Genomic DNA, 18,426 nt, shown 5'->3' with positions numbered 1-18,426 from the left:
AAACCTATAAGGGGCTTTTATGTTTTTCACTTGCTATTCTATTCGTACTTCATTTTATTCTATTGTCCAGTGTTCCTGTTTAAAGAAGCTCTTCATTGAATAGAACACAATATAAAGCCTGTATCTATAATTACAGACTTTTTTATGCATATTGGCTTTTAAACAGATCTAAAGTAATCGAGAATTATTTTAGTATCATGTTATATTTTAAACCATGAATTATACAACAATCGAATAGCCTCTTCAATCTCAGCCTCTGATAAAATAGCAAATCCAAGTAAGACTGTATTTTTCGGATTATTCCCTTCGCTATAATACATTGAAACTGGATAGACTTTAATACTGTTTTCAGCCGCTCTTTTTATTAACTCTTCTTCTAACATTCCATTGTGAACCTTTAATAAAATATGTAAGCCAGAATCTTCTCCTATCACTTCCACTTTATTAGAAAAATACCTTTCTATCGCCGAAATAAGTACATCTCTCTTTTTTCTGTAAACAACTCGCATTTTATTAATATGTTTTTCCCAATGTCCTTCGTTTAAAAATCTTCTAATGATTTCTTGATCAATTCTCGAAACACTTTGTGTGTAGAATAAATAGTGTGATTGATACAATTTAATTAGCTGTTTTGGCAACACCATATAACTCATTCGTAATGAAGGGAGTAATGCTTTTGAAAATGTACCCATGTAAATTACGTTTCCCCCTGTATCAAGCCCCTGTAATGCTGGAATTGGTTTTCCAGAATAACGAAATTCACTGTCATAATCATCTTCAATAATATAACGTCCGTACTCCTCTTGTGCCCATTGTAATAGTTGTCCTCTTCTTTTAATTGGCATAATCATTCCACAAGGAAATTGGTGAGACGGGGTAACGAAAATAACTTTCGCATTGCTAGCTTCTAAAGCTGCAATACAAATCCCATCCTCATCAAGTGGGATTATTTGAACATTTTCTTCTCCCTTCTCAAAAACAACCAACTTCCGATGATACCCTGGATTTTCAACTGCAAAATGCTTTCCATTTAGTAATTGAAACAAGATTCTTATTAAAAATTGGGTTCCGGCTCCTATGACAATTTGACTCAATGAACATCTAACACCTCTTGATTCATATAAATATTTCGCAATCTCTTCACGCAAGTTGGATTCACCTTGAGGATGACCAAGGAATAGAAGTTCCTTATTTTCTTGTTGCCATACTTCATTTGAAATTTTCCGATAGACAGCGAATGGAAATGTCTTTGGATCTACACCCGTTTGTGTAAAATCATATTTATATATCTGTTCTTCGTATAATACTTCCTTAACGAATTCTCTTTTTTTCTCTGTAAGCATCATTTGCTCAATTTCACATACAAAATACCCCTTACGTGAAACGGATTCAATATACCCTTCTGCCAGAAGTTGTTCATATGCCGATTCAACTGTATTTTTACTCACTTCTAAATACATAGCTAACTTTCTTTTTGCTGGAAGCTTCGTCATAGGAGGGATTTTTCCACTTCTTATTTCTTCTTTTATATACCCATATAACTGTACATACAACGGCATTTTTGACTCAATATTCAAATTCGGTGTTATCTCTAACATGAAATCTGACCCCCTCGAAAAATGAATTATTGATACTTCTTATAGTACCAGAGGTTATATATAATTCTTTTTATCATGTAAATCACATAAAATCAATTTTTGAAAGGAGCATCATAATCATGCAAAACAGCAGACGTCTTGGACTATTTATGATTCTTACAGGAGCTACTTTATGGGGATTATCCGGTCCATTAATTCAGTGGTTTTTTCAACGTACGACAATGTCATCTATCGACTACTTAGTAATTCGCCTCTTACTTGCTGGAGTCTTCATTTTATGTTTCTTACTTACAAAAAAACAAAATATATTTCTTATTTGGCAACAACCAGTTCATCTATTACAACTTATCATTTTCTCTATTCTAGGAATGCTTGGCGCACAATATGCTTTTATTGAAACTGTGCATATTAGCAACGCTGTGACCGCTACTCTATTCCAATTTTTAGGGCCAGTTCTCATTACTATTTATGTTGCAATACAGCATAAAAAACTGCCTTCTACTATGCAGGTGCTAGCAATTTTCTCTGCACTGATCGGCACATACTTTATTATTACAAACGGGTCAGCCCATAATATTGTCATGTCTAAGGAAACGATTTTATTCGGACTGTTAACAGCTATTGGTTTTACCTTCTATACACTTCATCCTACTTCCCTTATTCAACAATGGGGGACGACTCTTATTATCGGCTGGGGTATGCTAATTGGAGGTATTGTATTATTTATTTACAATCATTCATTTGAATGGAAACAATTTTCACAAACCTTTACGATGTCAACATTCTCAATGCTGATTTTAATTATTTTAATAGGTACACTTTCTTTTCTTCTCTACATCGGTAGCCTAAAATATTTATCAGCAACAGAGACTAGTATTTTATCTAGTATTGAACCACTTGTAGCAACTATTGTTTCTATTACTTGGCTAAAGGAATCTTTCGGAGTATACCAATTACTAGGTGGAATATGTATCGTCATCGCAGTTATTTTCTTAACAATGCCAGAAAAAGAAGCAAAATCCACATTCACAACTGAACAAATATGATGCCAAATGTAAAAATCTTTATGACAAAAAACAGAAAAACCCTATAAGGGGCTTTTCTGTCAGAGTGTTGAAAAATAACTTAGTCAATAGATCTTAGCATATAATTTCAGAAAAAATCCCCTTAAATAATTACAAGAGGGATTTTTTATGTACTACTATCAAGAGAATTTAGACATCGCAAAAAATCGTAAACTTTATGAGAATATGATTGATTTGGAGCACCACATTGTAAAAATTGATAAGGAAATCAATTGGAATTTTTTATATAAACTTATCGAACCTTATTATCGGTCAACCGTTGGCAGACCTTCAATTGATCCACTGATCTTAGTAAAGATTCAACTGATACAATACATTGAGGGGTTTCGTTCTGTTCGATTTACTTGTAAACAAGACAAACAAAATGCTACTTATCGTTGGTTTTTAGGGATTTCACCTGATAGAAAAATAATATTAAGATCAGTTAGACCACTCCACGGGTTACGCTACACACGATACCGAGGAGTTCACAAAGTAAAAAGACAAGTTTTGATGGCCGCCATCATACAAAACTTAATTAAATGGACCAAACTTCTCTCACTAAAGGAAATAGGTCTCCATTTTATTCACCAAAAAACAGACTAAATGAACAACTAAAACAAAAATGCCACGAAAAATTCATGGCATTTACTTGACGTAGTCTTTTTTCAACAGCGTGAAGAACCTCTTTAAATTAAAAGAGGTTCTTCTTTTTTACTTTGATTCGTTGAAGTTTAGAGTAGTTACAGTCTGAACAAAGAAGTTAATATTTCTCTTTTAAATCTTTAAAGGTCAATTTAATGAACCGCTTTTATGACTGTTCAAGGAAAATCTATGACTGTTAAGACTTTGAACATTTAAAAGTATCGTAATTTTTTTAAAAGTGAAGTTAGAGCGGTTATCAGCACAATGACTCAACTAATTTTGTTAATTTTTATAAATTCTAGCATAGGTTGGAAGGCTAAATACTTTCTTTCCATTAACTGTACGATAAACAATTACTTTAAAGTAGTATGTTTTCCCTTTTGTCAACTTCACATTTTTAAAGCTAGTTAGACTTCCGCTTGTGTTTGTACCAACCAAACTAAATGTTCCATTCGGAGAAGTGGAACGATAAATTTGATACCCACTTGCTCCATCAATTTTTGACCAAGATAAAGTCATTGAAGTTGAGCTCAGTTTTTTCACCCAAAGTGTACTAGGTGTTGCCGGGATAGCTTTACTACTCGTGTTTTTTGTGAAAGAAGTATAGCTATTCGTTCCATTAATAGTACGATATGCTCTTACTTTATAATAATAGATAGTACCAGTTGCAACAGAGTTGTTTGTAAAGGTATTCGTACTTTCATTTAACACCGTACCAACCTTACTATAAGTCCCTGAACTTGAGGTGCTTCGGTATATTTCATAGCCACTAACTCCTGGTAAGATGTTCCAAGTTATTTTAATCTTGTTGTACGAACTAGACACAGCCTTAATTGTTGCATCAACTACAGTGGTGTTTGCTGTCGTACTGATATTTCCGATTTCATCAACTGTGTAAACTCCGATTACAGTTCCTGCTTTTTGAGCTGGAATCGTGATGTTATACTTTCCATTTACTGCTACAGTTTCTCCAAGTTTTTTACTTCCTAAAGTCGCAGACACTTTCGTACCATTTTCGGCTGCACCTGTTAAATGCGTATCAATATGATAAACAGGGTCAACACTTGGTGTTTTATCTAGAAAATCCGCTTTAATTCGATAAGAGGAAATTGTTGTTCCAGGTAAATCTACTCCAGGTGGTTCAATCGGAACAACGTGAACATAATACGTACCTTTATCTAGATTTAAATTGAGGTGTATCTTTTCACCTGAATTTTGCGTATAGCCGTATGAACCGTATGAACTTAAAGGCATTCCCTTGCTATCATAAAGCCACATCGAAAAAAGTCCCACTGTATTATCGAGTACAACACGGACAAAACCATATTTATTTGTCGTAATCTGATAAAAATCTCTATCATTCATATTCGTACAACTTGAAGAATAATATTGGTTTGATGTCAATGGCATGCTTGCTTCGTCTGTATCATTTGGTTCGAAAGTAATTTTATCTCTTGTAAATGAAGATGGAAATGTTGCTTTTATTCGATAAGAAGCAATTTTGCCAGCTGTATAGTATGGGTCAACATAAAGATAATACGTACCTTGTGGAACGTTCGTACTGAAATAGATAAGACCATTTGGTGATGGTTGGTGAGGGTGGTCTACGTAATTTCCGGAACTATCATATAGATTAAAATTAAAATTACCGACAATTTCATCAATAGCAATAAATACGTTCCCTGCTTTGTCTGTTGTCAATTGATAGACATCTCTATCAAGATAATGTTCGGCAGTTGAGCTCGTATATTCTCCATTTTTAAGAATTGTACTTGTTAGCATGGTTTCGTTTGGTTCAAATGTAACCTCATTCCTACTAAAAGAAGCTGCATATGTCGCTTTAATTCGATAGCTACCAATAGAAATCCCACTTAAATCGCGCGGTTCTACTTGAATGGTATAACTACCTTTTAGTAGTTTGCCTCTTAAGTTAAGAATTGGATTCGAACCACCATTATAAGTGGTTGAAATGGTCTTCCGATCACTATCAAAAAGAGTTAGATTGTATTTACCGACTATATTATCGAGTATGATGTAATACTCTCCATCTTCATTCGTTGTAAATTCATATGTGTGTTTCGTTCCTTCTGTTATCTGTGCAGTAATCGGGTTACCATTTTGTATTGGTGTATTCGTTTCTTCTGCAAATGTAAGACCACTAAATGGAATGGTCATCATAAAAACAATTATAAAAATGCTAAATATCTTTTTCATTTTTCCCTCCAGTATCCGTTTCTATTTCCACCTTTATATCCCCTACTCTTTTTACACAAAGATATTTTTATGTTCATCACCAAATCTAACATATTTTTACTAGATTCATACACTTAAATTAATCTATTTTTTTCAAAAAAAATATTTATTTTCTATAAATGCTTTAAAAGTTTATCTTTAATTGGAACGTAGATATTTGTTCAATTGACTTACATACCTTATTTTAATTTCTCTTTGGACGATGAAACGCTTGTCGGTATATTTTAATTCCATACTAACACCGCACCTATCCGATAACATCTTCACTCAACTAATTCACCAAGCCTTAGGATGTACTAGGAAGGAAGAATGATTATTTCAAATAGGGGCATAAGGCATTTCATTCGTAAAACATTGCGAAATGTATAACAATAAATATCCCTAACATCCTCAACTAAATTATCTAATACCTTATATAAACCCAACAAACAGCGGAGATGTATGTGAAGATTCAATTCGTGAACCTGTAGAGAAAGAGTGATTTGTTAATTTTTTTTCTTTTGGCTCTGTTATAAAAGATTTTTGATTTTAACTGTATACAAAATTGCCTAACCGCATTGTGAAAAATAGTTGCTCATAGTTTTCAAATTGCATTTCTAACTTTACAAAATCGACAATAAAAAAAGGAACCGCAATTTGCAATTCCTAATCTAAAGTCTTTTATTTATTAGCAACCTTAATTACACTAAGTGAATTATTTATTGCCGTTTTGCATTTACTTACATCAGGTTTTGATGAACGAACTGCAGCTAATACAACGTCAATCGTTCCGTCAATTTTAGTCCATGTTGTGCCATCTATTTTTCTAAGTTTAGCCTCTGATGTATCCCATTGATGTTCCAAATTATCAGCATCTTTATTAGCTGAAGTAAAGTTCTTTGAGTTCACATCTGTTAGCATTTTATTTTCAATATTTACAAAATCCGTTAATTGACCAGATAATGTAGTTTGAGTAGAAGCAGTTTGTGATGATAATTTTATATAACCACCAATACCTACTGCTAAGAAAATACACAATACCAATATTGTTTGTGCCATAACATTTTTCTTACTACTGTTTATTTCTTTTGATTCACTTTTTGCGGAAATATCAATTTTTGTAACAGCAAGGAAAATGATGATAGCTAAAATTGCGGATAGAAAAATTACACTTGTAACTGTTGTTCCTAAGCCTAAACCACCATTTACTTTTGGCTGAGATAAGTAATCCCCTATTGATGCGCCGAGTGGTCGAGTAAGAATATACACAATCCAAAACGCTAACATTCCATCAAGTTTTAAAAACTTCCACGCTAAAAATACACAAAGTATGATACTAATTACCGTTACTCCGGTTTTAAAATACCCTAGTCCAAGTTGTTCTGAATATAAATCTCCTACTGCAGTTCCTAGAGCAAATGTGAAAAGAATGGCAAGCCAATAGAAAACTTCTCTTTTTCTTGTAAATATTGAGTGTATAGAGAGTGTTTTTTCACTAAGATACCAAAAAAGAAAAGTTAATCCTAGAAGTATTGAGAAAACAATTGTACTTGTCTCAAGAGGTACTCCCATTGCGTCAGTCAAATTATCTGTTACCAAAGTACCGAATACACTTATTAATACAACAGTTATCCAATAATAACTTGGTACATATTTTTTTGCTCTGAATTGAAAAAATAATGAGATAAAAAATGCTACACCCATAATGATCGTAGTAAGTCCTAATCCAAAACCAAGGTTAAAATTAAGGAAATCAGCAAATGTTTCACCAACTGTTGTACATAAAACTTTGATAATCCAGAAATAGAGTGTAACTTCTGGTACCTTGTTGAGTAAAGGTTTCATTTTATTTTGGTTTGTTTCCATAAATAAATTCCTTTCATTTGATTTAAATTATATTTTTATATTTACCCATAATTATGAAAAGAAAATGAAAAAACAGGTAAAATGCTAATATTAAAGCCATTTTTGACTTAGTATTTGTTTTTTCATTATATTCTAACCTCGCTTTTTAAATCGAATAAGGATTCCTTTTTATTTTGTAATGAATTCTAGTACATAATTCGTAAAAATATTCGAATTCCTTATTAAACTAAACTGTCATTTAGTGACAAAAAAAATCGACTAAACAGTCGATCATGTTATGCAACTCAAGCGCGTTAGTTGAACAAGAGATTTAATTTTTTTGAAAATCGTAAGTTTGATTTGGAACAATAAATTTATGACCATTTATTATCACAGTCTCATTATTTATCCATTTTATATTTGCTTTCTCTTCATGATAATTCCAGTATTTATAGGGTTTATAGCTTTCTTGTTAAAGCTTAGTTCACCCCTAACAGAAATCTGTTGTTGCTCCCCACTCGAAACATACGCTTTTAAAGTATATTCTTGATTTGGCGACTTACTTTGTCCAATTAACTCACCTTTTGGAAGATAACTTAAAGTAGGTGGTGCATATAGTAGACACTCAAAAAAGCCTATAAAGTCCATTTTTAAACTTAAGATAGTAAAGAAGGTAAGTCAAAGATGCCTTGAATCGATTTCCATATTATTAAAGCAAGAAAAAAGAAGCAAAAATCATGAAAATGATTCCTACTTCTTTAAATAGGAGAGATGCAAAATTTATTTTAAAATACAACATAATAGTTGTATTGTAAAAGCTTCGAAGTCTAAATTTATTTAATGCTGGAAGAACCTAATAATGATTCAGGTTTCATATCCAGTGCTAAAAGGCTAATTTTTGAGTAACCTGTATTTTTATTTTCAGAAAAAGTACGTTTCAATTCTTGGAAATCAGGATCATTTAATAAGTTTTTTAATTCTTTTTTATACAAGTTTAGAACTGAATCTTCCACGAATTTTGGCGTATATTGACTTGGATCTTCATCCATAATTAAACATCCTAGAAAATGGTATTTAAATTGAAATGCACGAGTAAGATTAACCATATATAATAGTTTTTCAAAAAGGTTAGGGTATTCAAATTTTAATTTTTCAAGGGTTTCTTTAGTGGTTTTTAATTCATCTATACTAGATAAAGTAATCATTAATTGTTCCTCCTCTTATTTGTCCCAAGGTTTATCTAAAGAAATATACTCAGCTAATTCTTTACTTTTTTGTCTTCTTAATTTACGCATTTCTGCTCTTTCTTTACCTGTTTTGTAGAGGAATTTTTCTTCTTCTGTCTCTGGAATAATACTTGGAACTTCAACCGGTTGTTTATTTTCATCTAAAGCTACAAAAGTCAGAAATGCAGTAGCAGCAATTAGTCGCTCACCATTTATCATATCTTCTGCGATAACTTTACAAAAAATTTCCATTGAGCTTTTACCTGTATATGTTACAAACGATTCGACACAGACTGAGTCAGTTTGATGAATTGGGCACAAGAAATCGATATGGTCAGTAGAAGCAGTGACACATTCCTTAACCCGAGAATGTCTACGGGCAGATAGAGTTGCCGCGTCATCAAGCTTTTTCATTAAAACTCCACCGAACAGAGTATTATAGTTATTTAAATCGCATGATAATACTTGTGCGGTATTAATAATACGACTTTCTTTCACTTTTTTTGCTTCCATTTTTAACTTCCTTTCATGTTTGGAATCTAAATGTAAAAATACCTTCCAGACCATTTAAAGGTTGTTGTTCCATATACAAAGTTTACGTCTGGATGTAGTGGAAGTAAAATGGTTAGTTTTCATCAGTATTATAACTTTTATCTATGTAAATGCTTTCAATTATGCCGTTTGTAAATAATTGAATAGTTAGAAAAAAAGACGGTTCAATTAAAATGAACCATCTTTTTAAGTATAGGTCATATAAATTAGTTTTTTAAAATTCCTTTTTTGAGTTGCTCGATCGTGAACTTCAACCATTCTTTTGCAGCATAGGAGAAATACTGATTTTTCCCCCAAATAATTCCTAAGTTCCAACTAATTGAAGGATTAGTTACTTTAACAGATTTAACATTTTCGTTTAAATTATGGCAAATACTTTCAGGCAAAAGTGAAATTCCAAGTTTGGAAGCCACCATTTCTTCAATAAAAGATTGCTGAGAACTTTCAGATATTATGTGTGGATTAAAACCTACGTTGTTACAAGAAAGTATAATTCGATCATTTAAAACAAAGTCCTTATTAAACAAGATAAAAGATTCATTAGCTAATTCTGATAATTCAACTTCATCTCTTATTGCTAATGGGTGTGATGGGTGAAGGATAAGCTTTAGATCCTCTTCCATAAAAGAATAATGGTCGAAAATGTCACTTTTAGTAGGAAGAACAATGATACCAACATCAAGTAACTTGTTACCTACATCTTCTTCTATTTTCTTTGAACCATCTTCTACTAATTGAAACGTAATCCCTGGATACTTTTCATGAAAATTCCCAACAATCTTTAGAAAAAAATGAGCATTAAAAATTGGTGGTAATCCAATACGAATATGTCCCTTTTTTAATCCTGTAAGATTGTCCAATTCCGTTTTTAAATTATTAAATGCTTTGTCAATTAATGTTGCTTGCTCTAATATAATTTGCCCTGCATCGGTCAATGTTAATTGCTTACTAGAGCGATCAATTAAAGCAACTCCTAACTCTGTCTCAAGGTTTTTAATCATTTTACTAATTGTCGGTTGAGTGATAAATAAATGGTCTGCCGCTCGGGAAAAACTATTAAATTTAGACACCTCAATAAAATATTGTAAATGTTTGATATCCAATTTTGTACACCTACTTGTGGCTATATTTAGGTAATTTCTTTAACTCTATTTTAATTGATTAAAGTATATCCTTTTTAATAAAATGGCCCTTTATACTACGATTGAAGGCAATGAAGCCTATGTTTCAACCATTTAGCCAATTACTCATAAACCACATCTAAAGGTATGGAGTGGGTTTGTTATAAGACCATTCATTAATTGCACATTGTCGTGCATATGCTTCATCTTACCAAAATGGCATTACATCAGTGTCTTCATATTCATTTGACTCACATACACCCCAACCTTCTTCACTCGTTAGACCCCAAATCAATTTACTCTCAGAAACTCTTTCTATAAATTTTTCATTTCTTCCTTTAGAATTTATTGTTAAATCAAATGACATTACCCTTCTCCTTTATAACTAGTACTTCAATAATATCATTAAATTATTCATATTGAGTTATACCCATAATAAAAAAAAGAGCCGAGAATTGCCCCCTAAGCGTAATAGTAGTAATGCACTGCGTTAGTTGAATTAGGTTTTTTCTTTGGTCAACCAAAGTATTCAGTTTTGACACTCCAAAAGTTATCAAGATGATTCTACAATTTTAATGATTCAGAGTGTAAAAATCTCTTTATTCCATCACAGCTGCGTAACTGGAGGATCTTTCTTATTATTTTAAATAGAAGTAAGGAATAGTATAAAAAAAGGTTGCTAATGTAACAAATAATAAAACAAAAATCCCATAAAAAATTATAGCATTTTGACCAAAAATATAAGTGAAGATGGGAAGTGAAAAAGTGCCAAGCCCAATAATTGTAGTGATTATTCCTACTCTTTTGGCAAGCTTCTCTTTATCACCCAAAAACGACTTTTCGTTAAAACCAATGAGTAAAAATAGCATTTTCTTTTTCCAAATCATATAAGCAAATGCAAAAATCACCAAAGCTGCTAATAAATTTATTAAAATATGCACTTACATACCTCCATCTAATTCCTTCAAATTATTTGTTTTTTAAAAATGGTATTAATTTCCATTTGCATTATTATATTCCACTATAAATGATAGAAACCTTTTTTACTCACCAATGCTACTAATTGCTTGCTTCAATAAAAAAAAACCATTTTCTTATTCAACTAATCTGCCATTTTGTTGAATATGAATCCTATCTATCCCATTGATTAAACTTTGTGTATTTATGATAAAAAAACAGAAAAACCCTCAATGGGGTCTCTCTGTTTCGCACTTTCTACGAATTTTATATAGATTTACTAAACTCTACTTATATTTATGTCGGATCGCTTCTTTAACCCTTCCATTTTTTACCTTTCCCTTTTCCGTTTCCATGTCCTTTTCCTTTATTTTTATGCTCCTTCTTTTCATGCTTGTCTTCTTTCCAACCATCATCTTGCTCTTTCTCTTCTTCTCTATACATTTCCTCTTGTTTCATTTTCTTTTCTAATTGTTTTTTATAATTCTTTCCAAGTAGTGGTAGATCGAACTTATTGGGCGGAATTTCCTTTCCAGATTTCAATATAATTTCTTTAAATATTACAGTCGCGGTTTGACTACTTGATGATGTCAAATAATGATTTTTATCTGTTTTATCATAGCCTAACCATACTGCCCCAACGATGTTTGGAGTATATCCTACAAACCAATGGTCTTTTGCTCCGTTTTCAGTGGAAAAAGGCAGCTGAGTAGTTCCTGTTTTACCTGCAATATCTCTGCCTGCTATTTGTGCTTTAACTCCTGTTCCCTCTTTGACAACACCCTTGAGCATAAATGTAATTTTTTGAGCGATGGATGCCTCGGTCACCCGAGTTTGTTTTTTATTCCATTTCCCAATCGTCTCTCCATCTGCATTCTCAATTTTTTTTATCGCATGTGCTTCTACCATAATGCCGTTATTTGGAAAGGCGGAAAATGCTTGAGCCATTTTTAAAGGGGATGTTCCTTCATTCATACCTCCAAGAGCTAGACCAAGAGTCTGGTCTTTTTTATCTAATGGAATACCAAAACGCTTTACTGCATTTATCCCATTACCTAATCCTATTTTTTGTAATAACCAAACAGCAGGTACATTATAAGAGTGGATAAGTGCGTCATACATCGTAACTTCTCCATGAAATTGATTGTCAGAGTTTTGAGGTTGATAGCCATTGATATTAATAGGATGATCTTCTAAAGTATCAAAAATATCATATCCTTGTTCCAACGCTGGAGTATAAGTTGCCAATGGTTTCATTGTAGACCCAGGCTGACGTTTTAATTGAGTGGCACGGTTATATTGCCTGAAAGTATGCTCACCACGTCCGCCAACAAGAGCAGTAATACCTCCTGATGAAGGGTTAATTAGAATGGCTCCGCTTTGAATGGTTTGATCAGGTTGACTTTTAGGAAACAAATTGTTATTTTTATACACATCTTCAACAGCACCTTGAATGGCAGGATTCAATTCGGTATAAATATGGAGTCCTCCCGAAAGAACCTCATTTGGTGTCAAATGATATTTATTGATCGCCTCATCAATAATATAATCTACATAATATGGATATTTACCTTGGTAATCTTTATTTTTCTTATCTGCTAATACAATTGGTTGTGCCTTAGCCTTCTGAGCTTCACTTTGACTAATATAGCCTTCATTTTCCATTAATGACAGCACAGTATTTCTACGATTTATTGCTTTATCGAAATTCTTAAAAGGCGACAGGTTAGAAGGAGCCTTAATGATGCCCGCTAACATCGCTGATTCGCTTAATGTTAACTGATTCGCATCTTTCCCAAAATACACTTGGGCTGCACGTTGAATACCCCAAGCACCTTCTCCGAAATAGATTTGATTCAAATAACGCTCTAAAATTTCATCTTTTGAGTATACTCGTTCAATCTTTTTTGTCAAAATCAATTCTTTTAACTTTCTTGTATAGGTACGCTCTTGTGTTAGAAAAGCATTTTTGGCTAACTGTTGCGTAATTGTACTTCCACCTGCAACAATTTCTCCACTTACTAAGTTTTTTAGTAGCGCCTTTGCAATCCCGAAATAGTTAATACCATTATGCTTGTAAAAGCGTTGATCTTCTGTTGCAATAACGGCATGTATCATATTTGCTGGAATTTGCTTTATGCTGACTCCCTCGATATTCGATGCTGAGATCTTACTTGCAGCTTCTCCTTTTTGATCAAAAATGATTGTCGGCTGCGGCGCAGGATCTTCCAATTTGCTTACATCACTTGTCCAAATCAATATATTCAGAATAAAAAAACAGCATAAAGCTAACGCTGCGACTATCGATATTATTTTGAAAAGGAAGCCTTTGGAAGATAAACGGTTCCATAGTTTCTTTGATAATTTTCTTTGCTGTCTTCTCTCTATTCTCCCCAAACTGTTTACCCCTTTAAATTTAATGTAACTGTTTGTCATTTATCTGTAAAAATGCTTATCATTTGCTGGATGGTTCATCCAATAATGTTCTATATCCTATCAATCATTTTTGCTTCGTTAATTCAAGACGGATAACATAAACAAATAAGAGCTATAACGCTATTTACCCTTATAGAATAAAAGCTTGTATTAAATCTAATTTACTTTCATTGATTCGGTCTTCTCATTAACAATACTTACATACCGTACTAAAGAGGAATTAATCAAACTATATCCATTATCATTTTTCACAATAAAATAATCATACTTTAACAGTTTATTCATCACTTCAATTCGAATCTCCTCAATGGTAACTTCTAATCCTTGGGTTACATTTTCCCATTTTATATAGGATTCACAAGTGTAACAAACATAAAATGTTTTCAAGTATATCCTCCTTTCTTTCGCTCCTGTCTTCACAAAAAAAATACCCTTTTTCATTCGGGTATTCCACAGTGTACTGCTATCTTAGTTTACATAAATTTTACACTAGCTATGTTTTTATTGTTTTTTATCACAATTATACATCTTGTTGTGATATATATCACTAACTAATAAAAGGATAAAGCTAACAACAACACTCAATATGTTTCTACTCTGATTGATGAAATGATTGAATTTCAAGATTAAATTAAAGATAAAGGTGGGCTTATGAAATTACCAGAAGCTTTTGGGAATAATCATCTGTTCAGTACAAATCTGTTTACAAACACACATGACTTTTAATATGTACCCCGATTATTCCAACAAAAAGAAAAACCCATTCAAACAAGTTCATTATTTTACATCCAAAATTATTTTTTTAACAATATTGCTCAACAATTATACAATTATGTTGAATAAGGTCCTCTGTATGCCATTCATTAAACTTTGAGTATTCATGACAAAAAAACAGAAACCCCCTCAATGGAGTCTCTCTGTTTTTCACTTTCTACTTATTTCGCACGCCATTTAATTCTCCATACCCGCTCACTATTTTGCTACCTTCTCATGCTCTGCTTGAAAAAGCTCTTCATAGAATGGAACACATCTGACTTTTGTTTTAAGATATAATAGCGAAATTTCTCGTCATTTATGCTTTTATACGCGGACATTAGCGTACTGTGTCGATTGTATTGGTTTACTTGTTTAGGATACACCCATTGGTATGACTGAATTTTTCTAATGTCTTTTTTTAAAGGTTGCTTATACTGCATATGATACACCCATTTTAATATCCTATTTTTTATTTAATTCAGCCGAGTATTATTATAAATACTTATCATTTAAATTAACATTCTGATTAACTATTTTTTCTCTTCGAATTTGTACAACAACTTTCTGAATAATAAAACCCAATATTAATATAATCACTAATACCAAAGTGATTGTTGCACCTGGTGGTGTTCCCATCGTGTATGAAGATGTTAAACCTACAAACATACTACAAATTGCTGTTAATACCGCTAATAAGAGAACCCATTTAAATCCTTTCGCAATTCGGATTGCGAATGCAGCAGGGAGAACAAGTAGAGCGGAAACAAGCAACACTCCAATTGTAGGAATTATAGCTGAAATGACAACACCTGTTAATACACTAAACGATAAGGATAATAATTTTGTATTTACCCCGCTTGTAAAAGCAGTATCCTCATCAAAAGTCATTAAAAATAGAGGTCTTTTTAACAAGAGGAAATAGAATAATACGCCGATTGTCACGCCAATCATCAAATAGACTTGTTGCTGAGTAACAGTAACAATTGATCCAAATAAGTATTGTTCTACATTGGTAGTCATCCCTCCAGCACTAATACTCATTAAAAAGAGAGCAAGTGACAATCCTGCTGCCATTAGGATAGCAATCGATACTTCTGAATATGATAGATAGGCTCTTCTCATATATTCAATTGCAATTGCTCCAATGATTACCACCAACATACTGGAAAATGTTAAATCAGCATGAATAAAAAAACCAATCGCTACTCCTGCAAGTGAAATATGAGATAGTGTATCTGCCATTAAAGCCTGTCTTCTTAATACTAAAAATACACCTAATATTGGTGCGATTACAGCGATTAATCCACCAACCCAAAATGCCCGTTGCATGAATTCAAGGTTAAGCATCTCCATATGCCATGTTCCCCTTTCTCTAGATGTATGATTTTATCAAGATATTGTTCAACTTCCTCTTTTTCATGAGTCACCATAACGACTGTTCGATTATGCCTTTTAACTTGATGATCCAAAAATTGATAAAAGTTTTCTCTACTTTCTTTATCCATTCCAGTAGTGGGTTCATCTAAAACTAATAAATTAGGTTCAGAAGCTAATACACGAGCAATGCAAATTTTTTGTTTCTGTCCCCCAGATAATGAACCAATTTTATGATGTCGAAAATCCCACATTCCTACCATTACTAGTGCATTTTTAATTGAGTCGTGATCTATTTTATTCATTTTTTCAAACCATTTTTTTTGATTAAATCTACCCGATTTCACAAGTTCAATTACTGTACTTGGAAACCCTACATTAAATGAAGATATTTGTTGTGGCACGTATCCAATTTTTATCAACTCATGATTTACATCTTTTTTAATTTGAACCTCACCACTCCATGGTTTTAATAAACCGAGCATTAGTTTTAAAAGAGTCGATTTAGATGCACCATTTTGACCTGTAATTCCAATAAACTCTCCTTGATTTACTTCAAAACTTACATTATCTATAACGGAGGTATGATGATAACCAAATTTGACATTTTTTAACTGGATTAAACTCATCTCTTCATTTCCTTTCTTAATTAAGTAAAAGCGTGACACTAAGTAGGAACACGCTTTTTACTTAATTATTATTTATTTTCTAATACTTTTTTTAATATTTGTAAGTTCTTCTGCATAACGCTTATATAATCAATTCCTTGTTTTTGTTCTTCTTCACTTAAACCTTCAACTGTATTTAAGACAGCTGTTTTTGCACCAATTTCATTTGCTAGTGTATTCGCTACTATAGGGGAAGCAACTTCCTCAAAGAAGATTGTATTAATATCGTGACTTTTTGCAAACTGTTTAAGTTCCGCCAGTCTTGATGGACTTGGTTCATTTGATGGAGATAAGCCAGCAATTGGAACTTGTACTAAACCGTATTGTTTTGTTAAATATCCAAATGCAGCATGCTGTGTAATGATTTCTTTATTTTTCATATTCGTTAAAGTAGTTCGATATTGATTATCAAGGTCTTTTAATTTCTTAATATAATCATCGCTATTTTTTTTATATTCTTCTTTATGTTCTGGATCAATGTTTATTAGAGCTTTTGCTATATTTTGAACTTCCTTCTGAGCTAATACTGGACTTAACCACACATGTGGATCCATTTGTTCGGAATGGTTATTATTACCTTGTTTTTCTTCATTTTCTTGCCCTTTAATCAGAGAAATACCGCTACTTGCTTCAATAAATGATGATTTTTTGTTACTTAAACTTTTTTCAATGTTTGGAACCCAGGTTTCCATATATGGACTATTATAGATAAATAAATCTGCATTCTGAATTGCTCCAACATCTTTTGGTGTTGGTTCCCATTCGTGGGGTTCAATTGATGATGGAATTAATAGTTTAATATCGGCATTTTCTTTTGCAACATTTTTAGTAAATTCATATACAGGATAAAAAGTAGTCACTATTTTAATTTTTTTAGATTCGTTCTCCTTTGATTTATTCGAAGTAGAAATCGATTTAGATGAACATCCTGCTAATAAAAAGAGAGAAATACTAAATGATAATAACGATCTTAATTTTATATTTTTCATATCACTAAACAATAAAATTTATATTTTACTGTAAGTGCACCGCCCTTCTATCTAATACTAGAATTTATTTTATATTTTTAAACGTAATAGTTACGATTTATTAAGTAAAAATAGATACTTACCAAAAAATAAGCAAGTATAGTACGCTTAATATTAAAACGAAACAATTACGTTTTCAATGTTTTTCTGATTAAATATTAATTAAACTTTCCTAATCAAAATAAACATATGGATCTTTTAGTGGTTTTATTTCTACTATTTTTTCTAATTGAATAATAGGTTCATAAAATTTTCCAATCTTCACTTTATGAATTGTACCAGTTACTTTTACCCACTGATCACTTTTAAATGCTGAAACCTCTTTTCCCTCAATCATCAATCCAAACACTTGAGCATCAGCTACGCAACAGGTAATAGCAAAACGCGATACATAAATCTGATTTTTTCTTGTTTGCTTATCACGATATATAAAACCATTAAAAGATATTTTTTTACCTACATATTGATCTAAACTATCCTGTACATCTGAAATAATATGTCCATACATCGAATCATCAACTTTTATGAAATTTGATTTATCATTTTTTACTTTTATTTTTTTGGCTTGTTTTTTTACTATATTTTGGCTATAAGAAATACTTCTTTTTGAAGCAATACTTGCTCCAAGAACATTTGTTGAAAATAAGCTACTTGTTATAACTGGAATACTTATTAAAACTACTAAACTTAAAGTCCTATTTTTTTGATTCGAGCAACAATTACATGAAGTATGATGTTCTTTTAGTAATTCAAAGAAGTGAATTAATCCAATAATTATACAAGCAACTAAAGTAATGATTGTGAATTTCACCATCTTTGGTGCAATGAAATATTGAATATCTCCTGAAACTAAAAGCTTCAAAAGCATTAGAACAATCCCGAAGAAAAATACAGAGCGTAATCGATTTTGAAAAGAAGACATTT

The 18,426-nt window shown here is 32.0% G+C and carries 18 protein-coding genes and 1 pseudogene; 2 read left to right on the top strand and 17 right to left on the bottom strand.

Annotation, left to right across the window (positions count from 1 at the left end):
- Window positions 1-200 precede the first annotated feature (200 nt).
- Window positions 201-1,598, bottom strand: a complete 1,398-nt coding sequence (gene pdxR, locus V5E38_RS00255) for an aminotransferase-like domain-containing protein (RefSeq protein ID WP_499211735.1) — start codon at window positions 1,596-1,598, stop codon at window positions 201-203.
- Window positions 1,599-1,717: 119 nt separating this feature from the next.
- Between pdxR and V5E38_RS00250 the strand changes: the two genes are divergently transcribed.
- Together V5E38_RS00250 and V5E38_RS00245 are read left to right on the top strand one after the other, a co-directional pair.
- Window positions 1,718-2,644 carry a DMT family transporter gene (locus tag V5E38_RS00250; protein WP_387331960.1) on the top strand — a complete coding sequence of 309 codons (927 nt, stop codon included), beginning with the start codon at window positions 1,718-1,720 and terminating at the stop codon, window positions 2,642-2,644.
- Between the two features lie 147 nt (window positions 2,645-2,791).
- A complete protein-coding gene (locus V5E38_RS00245) occupies window positions 2,792-3,268 on the top strand; it encodes a transposase (RefSeq protein WP_499211734.1) in 477 nt (158 codons plus the stop codon).
- 321 nt (window positions 3,269-3,589) lie between these two features.
- Here the strand turns inward: V5E38_RS00245 and V5E38_RS00240 are convergent, their stop codons facing one another.
- From V5E38_RS00240 to V5E38_RS00165, 16 genes and pseudogenes are all read right to left on the bottom strand, one after another.
- Window positions 3,590-5,521, bottom strand: coding sequence for an Ig-like domain-containing protein (locus V5E38_RS00240; RefSeq protein ID WP_499211733.1), 1,932 nt, complete (start codon window positions 5,519-5,521; stop codon window positions 3,590-3,592).
- 699 nt (window positions 5,522-6,220) lie between these two features.
- A complete protein-coding gene (locus V5E38_RS00235) occupies window positions 6,221-7,405 on the bottom strand; it encodes a COG4705 family protein (RefSeq protein ID WP_499211732.1) in 1,185 nt (394 codons plus the stop codon).
- Between the two features lie 310 nt (window positions 7,406-7,715).
- Window positions 7,716-7,778 (bottom strand): hypothetical protein, encoded by a 63-nt coding sequence (locus tag V5E38_RS00230; protein WP_499213483.1) that lies wholly within the window; start codon window positions 7,776-7,778, stop codon window positions 7,716-7,718.
- Window positions 7,779-7,798: 20 nt separating this feature from the next.
- Complete coding sequence (locus tag V5E38_RS00225; RefSeq protein WP_387331954.1) at window positions 7,799-8,032, bottom strand: DUF5412 family protein; 234 nt, start codon at window positions 8,030-8,032, stop codon at window positions 7,799-7,801.
- Window positions 8,033-8,217: 185 nt separating this feature from the next.
- Window positions 8,218-8,589, bottom strand: coding sequence for a hypothetical protein (locus V5E38_RS00220; RefSeq protein ID WP_499211731.1), 372 nt, complete (start codon window positions 8,587-8,589; stop codon window positions 8,218-8,220).
- 15 nt (window positions 8,590-8,604) lie between these two features.
- Window positions 8,605-9,123 (bottom strand): acyl-CoA thioesterase, encoded by a 519-nt coding sequence (locus V5E38_RS00215; protein WP_499211730.1) that lies wholly within the window; start codon window positions 9,121-9,123, stop codon window positions 8,605-8,607.
- A 245-nt stretch (window positions 9,124-9,368) separates the two neighbouring features.
- Entirely contained in the window at window positions 9,369-10,265 is an 897-nt protein-coding gene (gene cidR / locus V5E38_RS00210) for a cidABC operon transcriptional activator CidR (protein WP_387331948.1), read from the bottom strand.
- Window positions 10,266-10,491: 226 nt separating this feature from the next.
- The gene (locus tag V5E38_RS00205; RefSeq protein ID WP_499211729.1) at window positions 10,492-10,650 is read right to left on the bottom strand and encodes a DUF2750 domain-containing protein; all 159 of its coding nucleotides are present in this window, start codon (window positions 10,648-10,650) and stop codon (window positions 10,492-10,494) included.
- Between the two features lie 271 nt (window positions 10,651-10,921).
- Window positions 10,922-11,224 carry a DUF3784 domain-containing protein gene (locus tag V5E38_RS00200; protein WP_499211728.1) on the bottom strand — a complete coding sequence of 101 codons (303 nt, stop codon included), beginning with the start codon at window positions 11,222-11,224 and terminating at the stop codon, window positions 10,922-10,924.
- 331 nt (window positions 11,225-11,555) lie between these two features.
- A complete protein-coding gene (locus V5E38_RS00195) occupies window positions 11,556-13,637 on the bottom strand; it encodes a transglycosylase domain-containing protein (protein WP_499211727.1) in 2,082 nt (693 codons plus the stop codon).
- A 195-nt stretch (window positions 13,638-13,832) separates the two neighbouring features.
- Window positions 13,833-14,063, bottom strand: a complete 231-nt coding sequence (locus V5E38_RS00190) for a hypothetical protein (protein WP_387331931.1) — start codon at window positions 14,061-14,063, stop codon at window positions 13,833-13,835.
- A gap of 593 nt (window positions 14,064-14,656) precedes the next feature.
- Window positions 14,657-14,803, bottom strand: a pseudogene (locus tag V5E38_RS00185) (sporulation protein YhbH); the annotation flags it as partial.
- Window positions 14,804-14,924: 121 nt separating this feature from the next.
- Complete coding sequence (locus V5E38_RS00180; protein WP_499211726.1) at window positions 14,925-15,785, bottom strand: metal ABC transporter permease; 861 nt, start codon at window positions 15,783-15,785, stop codon at window positions 14,925-14,927.
- Window positions 15,731-16,435, bottom strand: a complete 705-nt coding sequence (locus V5E38_RS00175; RefSeq protein WP_499211725.1) for a metal ABC transporter ATP-binding protein — start codon at window positions 16,433-16,435, stop codon at window positions 15,731-15,733. Before V5E38_RS00175 ends, V5E38_RS00180 begins: the two co-directional genes overlap by 55 nt.
- A 68-nt stretch (window positions 16,436-16,503) precedes the next feature.
- Window positions 16,504-17,463, bottom strand: coding sequence for a metal ABC transporter substrate-binding protein (locus tag V5E38_RS00170; protein ID WP_499211724.1), 960 nt, complete (start codon window positions 17,461-17,463; stop codon window positions 16,504-16,506).
- A gap of 211 nt (window positions 17,464-17,674) precedes the next feature.
- Window positions 17,675-18,424, bottom strand: a complete 750-nt coding sequence (locus tag V5E38_RS00165) for a TIGR03943 family putative permease subunit (RefSeq protein ID WP_499211723.1) — start codon at window positions 18,422-18,424, stop codon at window positions 17,675-17,677.
- Window positions 18,425-18,426: the final 2 nt, after the last annotated feature.

Origin of the sequence: Rossellomorea sp. GAMAL-10_SWC, assembly GCF_049568075.1 — a bacterium.
Lineage (GTDB): Bacteria > Bacillota > Bacilli > Bacillales > Bacillaceae_G > Gottfriedia.
The sequence above is the reverse complement of the archived record's forward strand: the minus strand, read 5'-3'. Positions and strand labels throughout refer to the sequence as shown.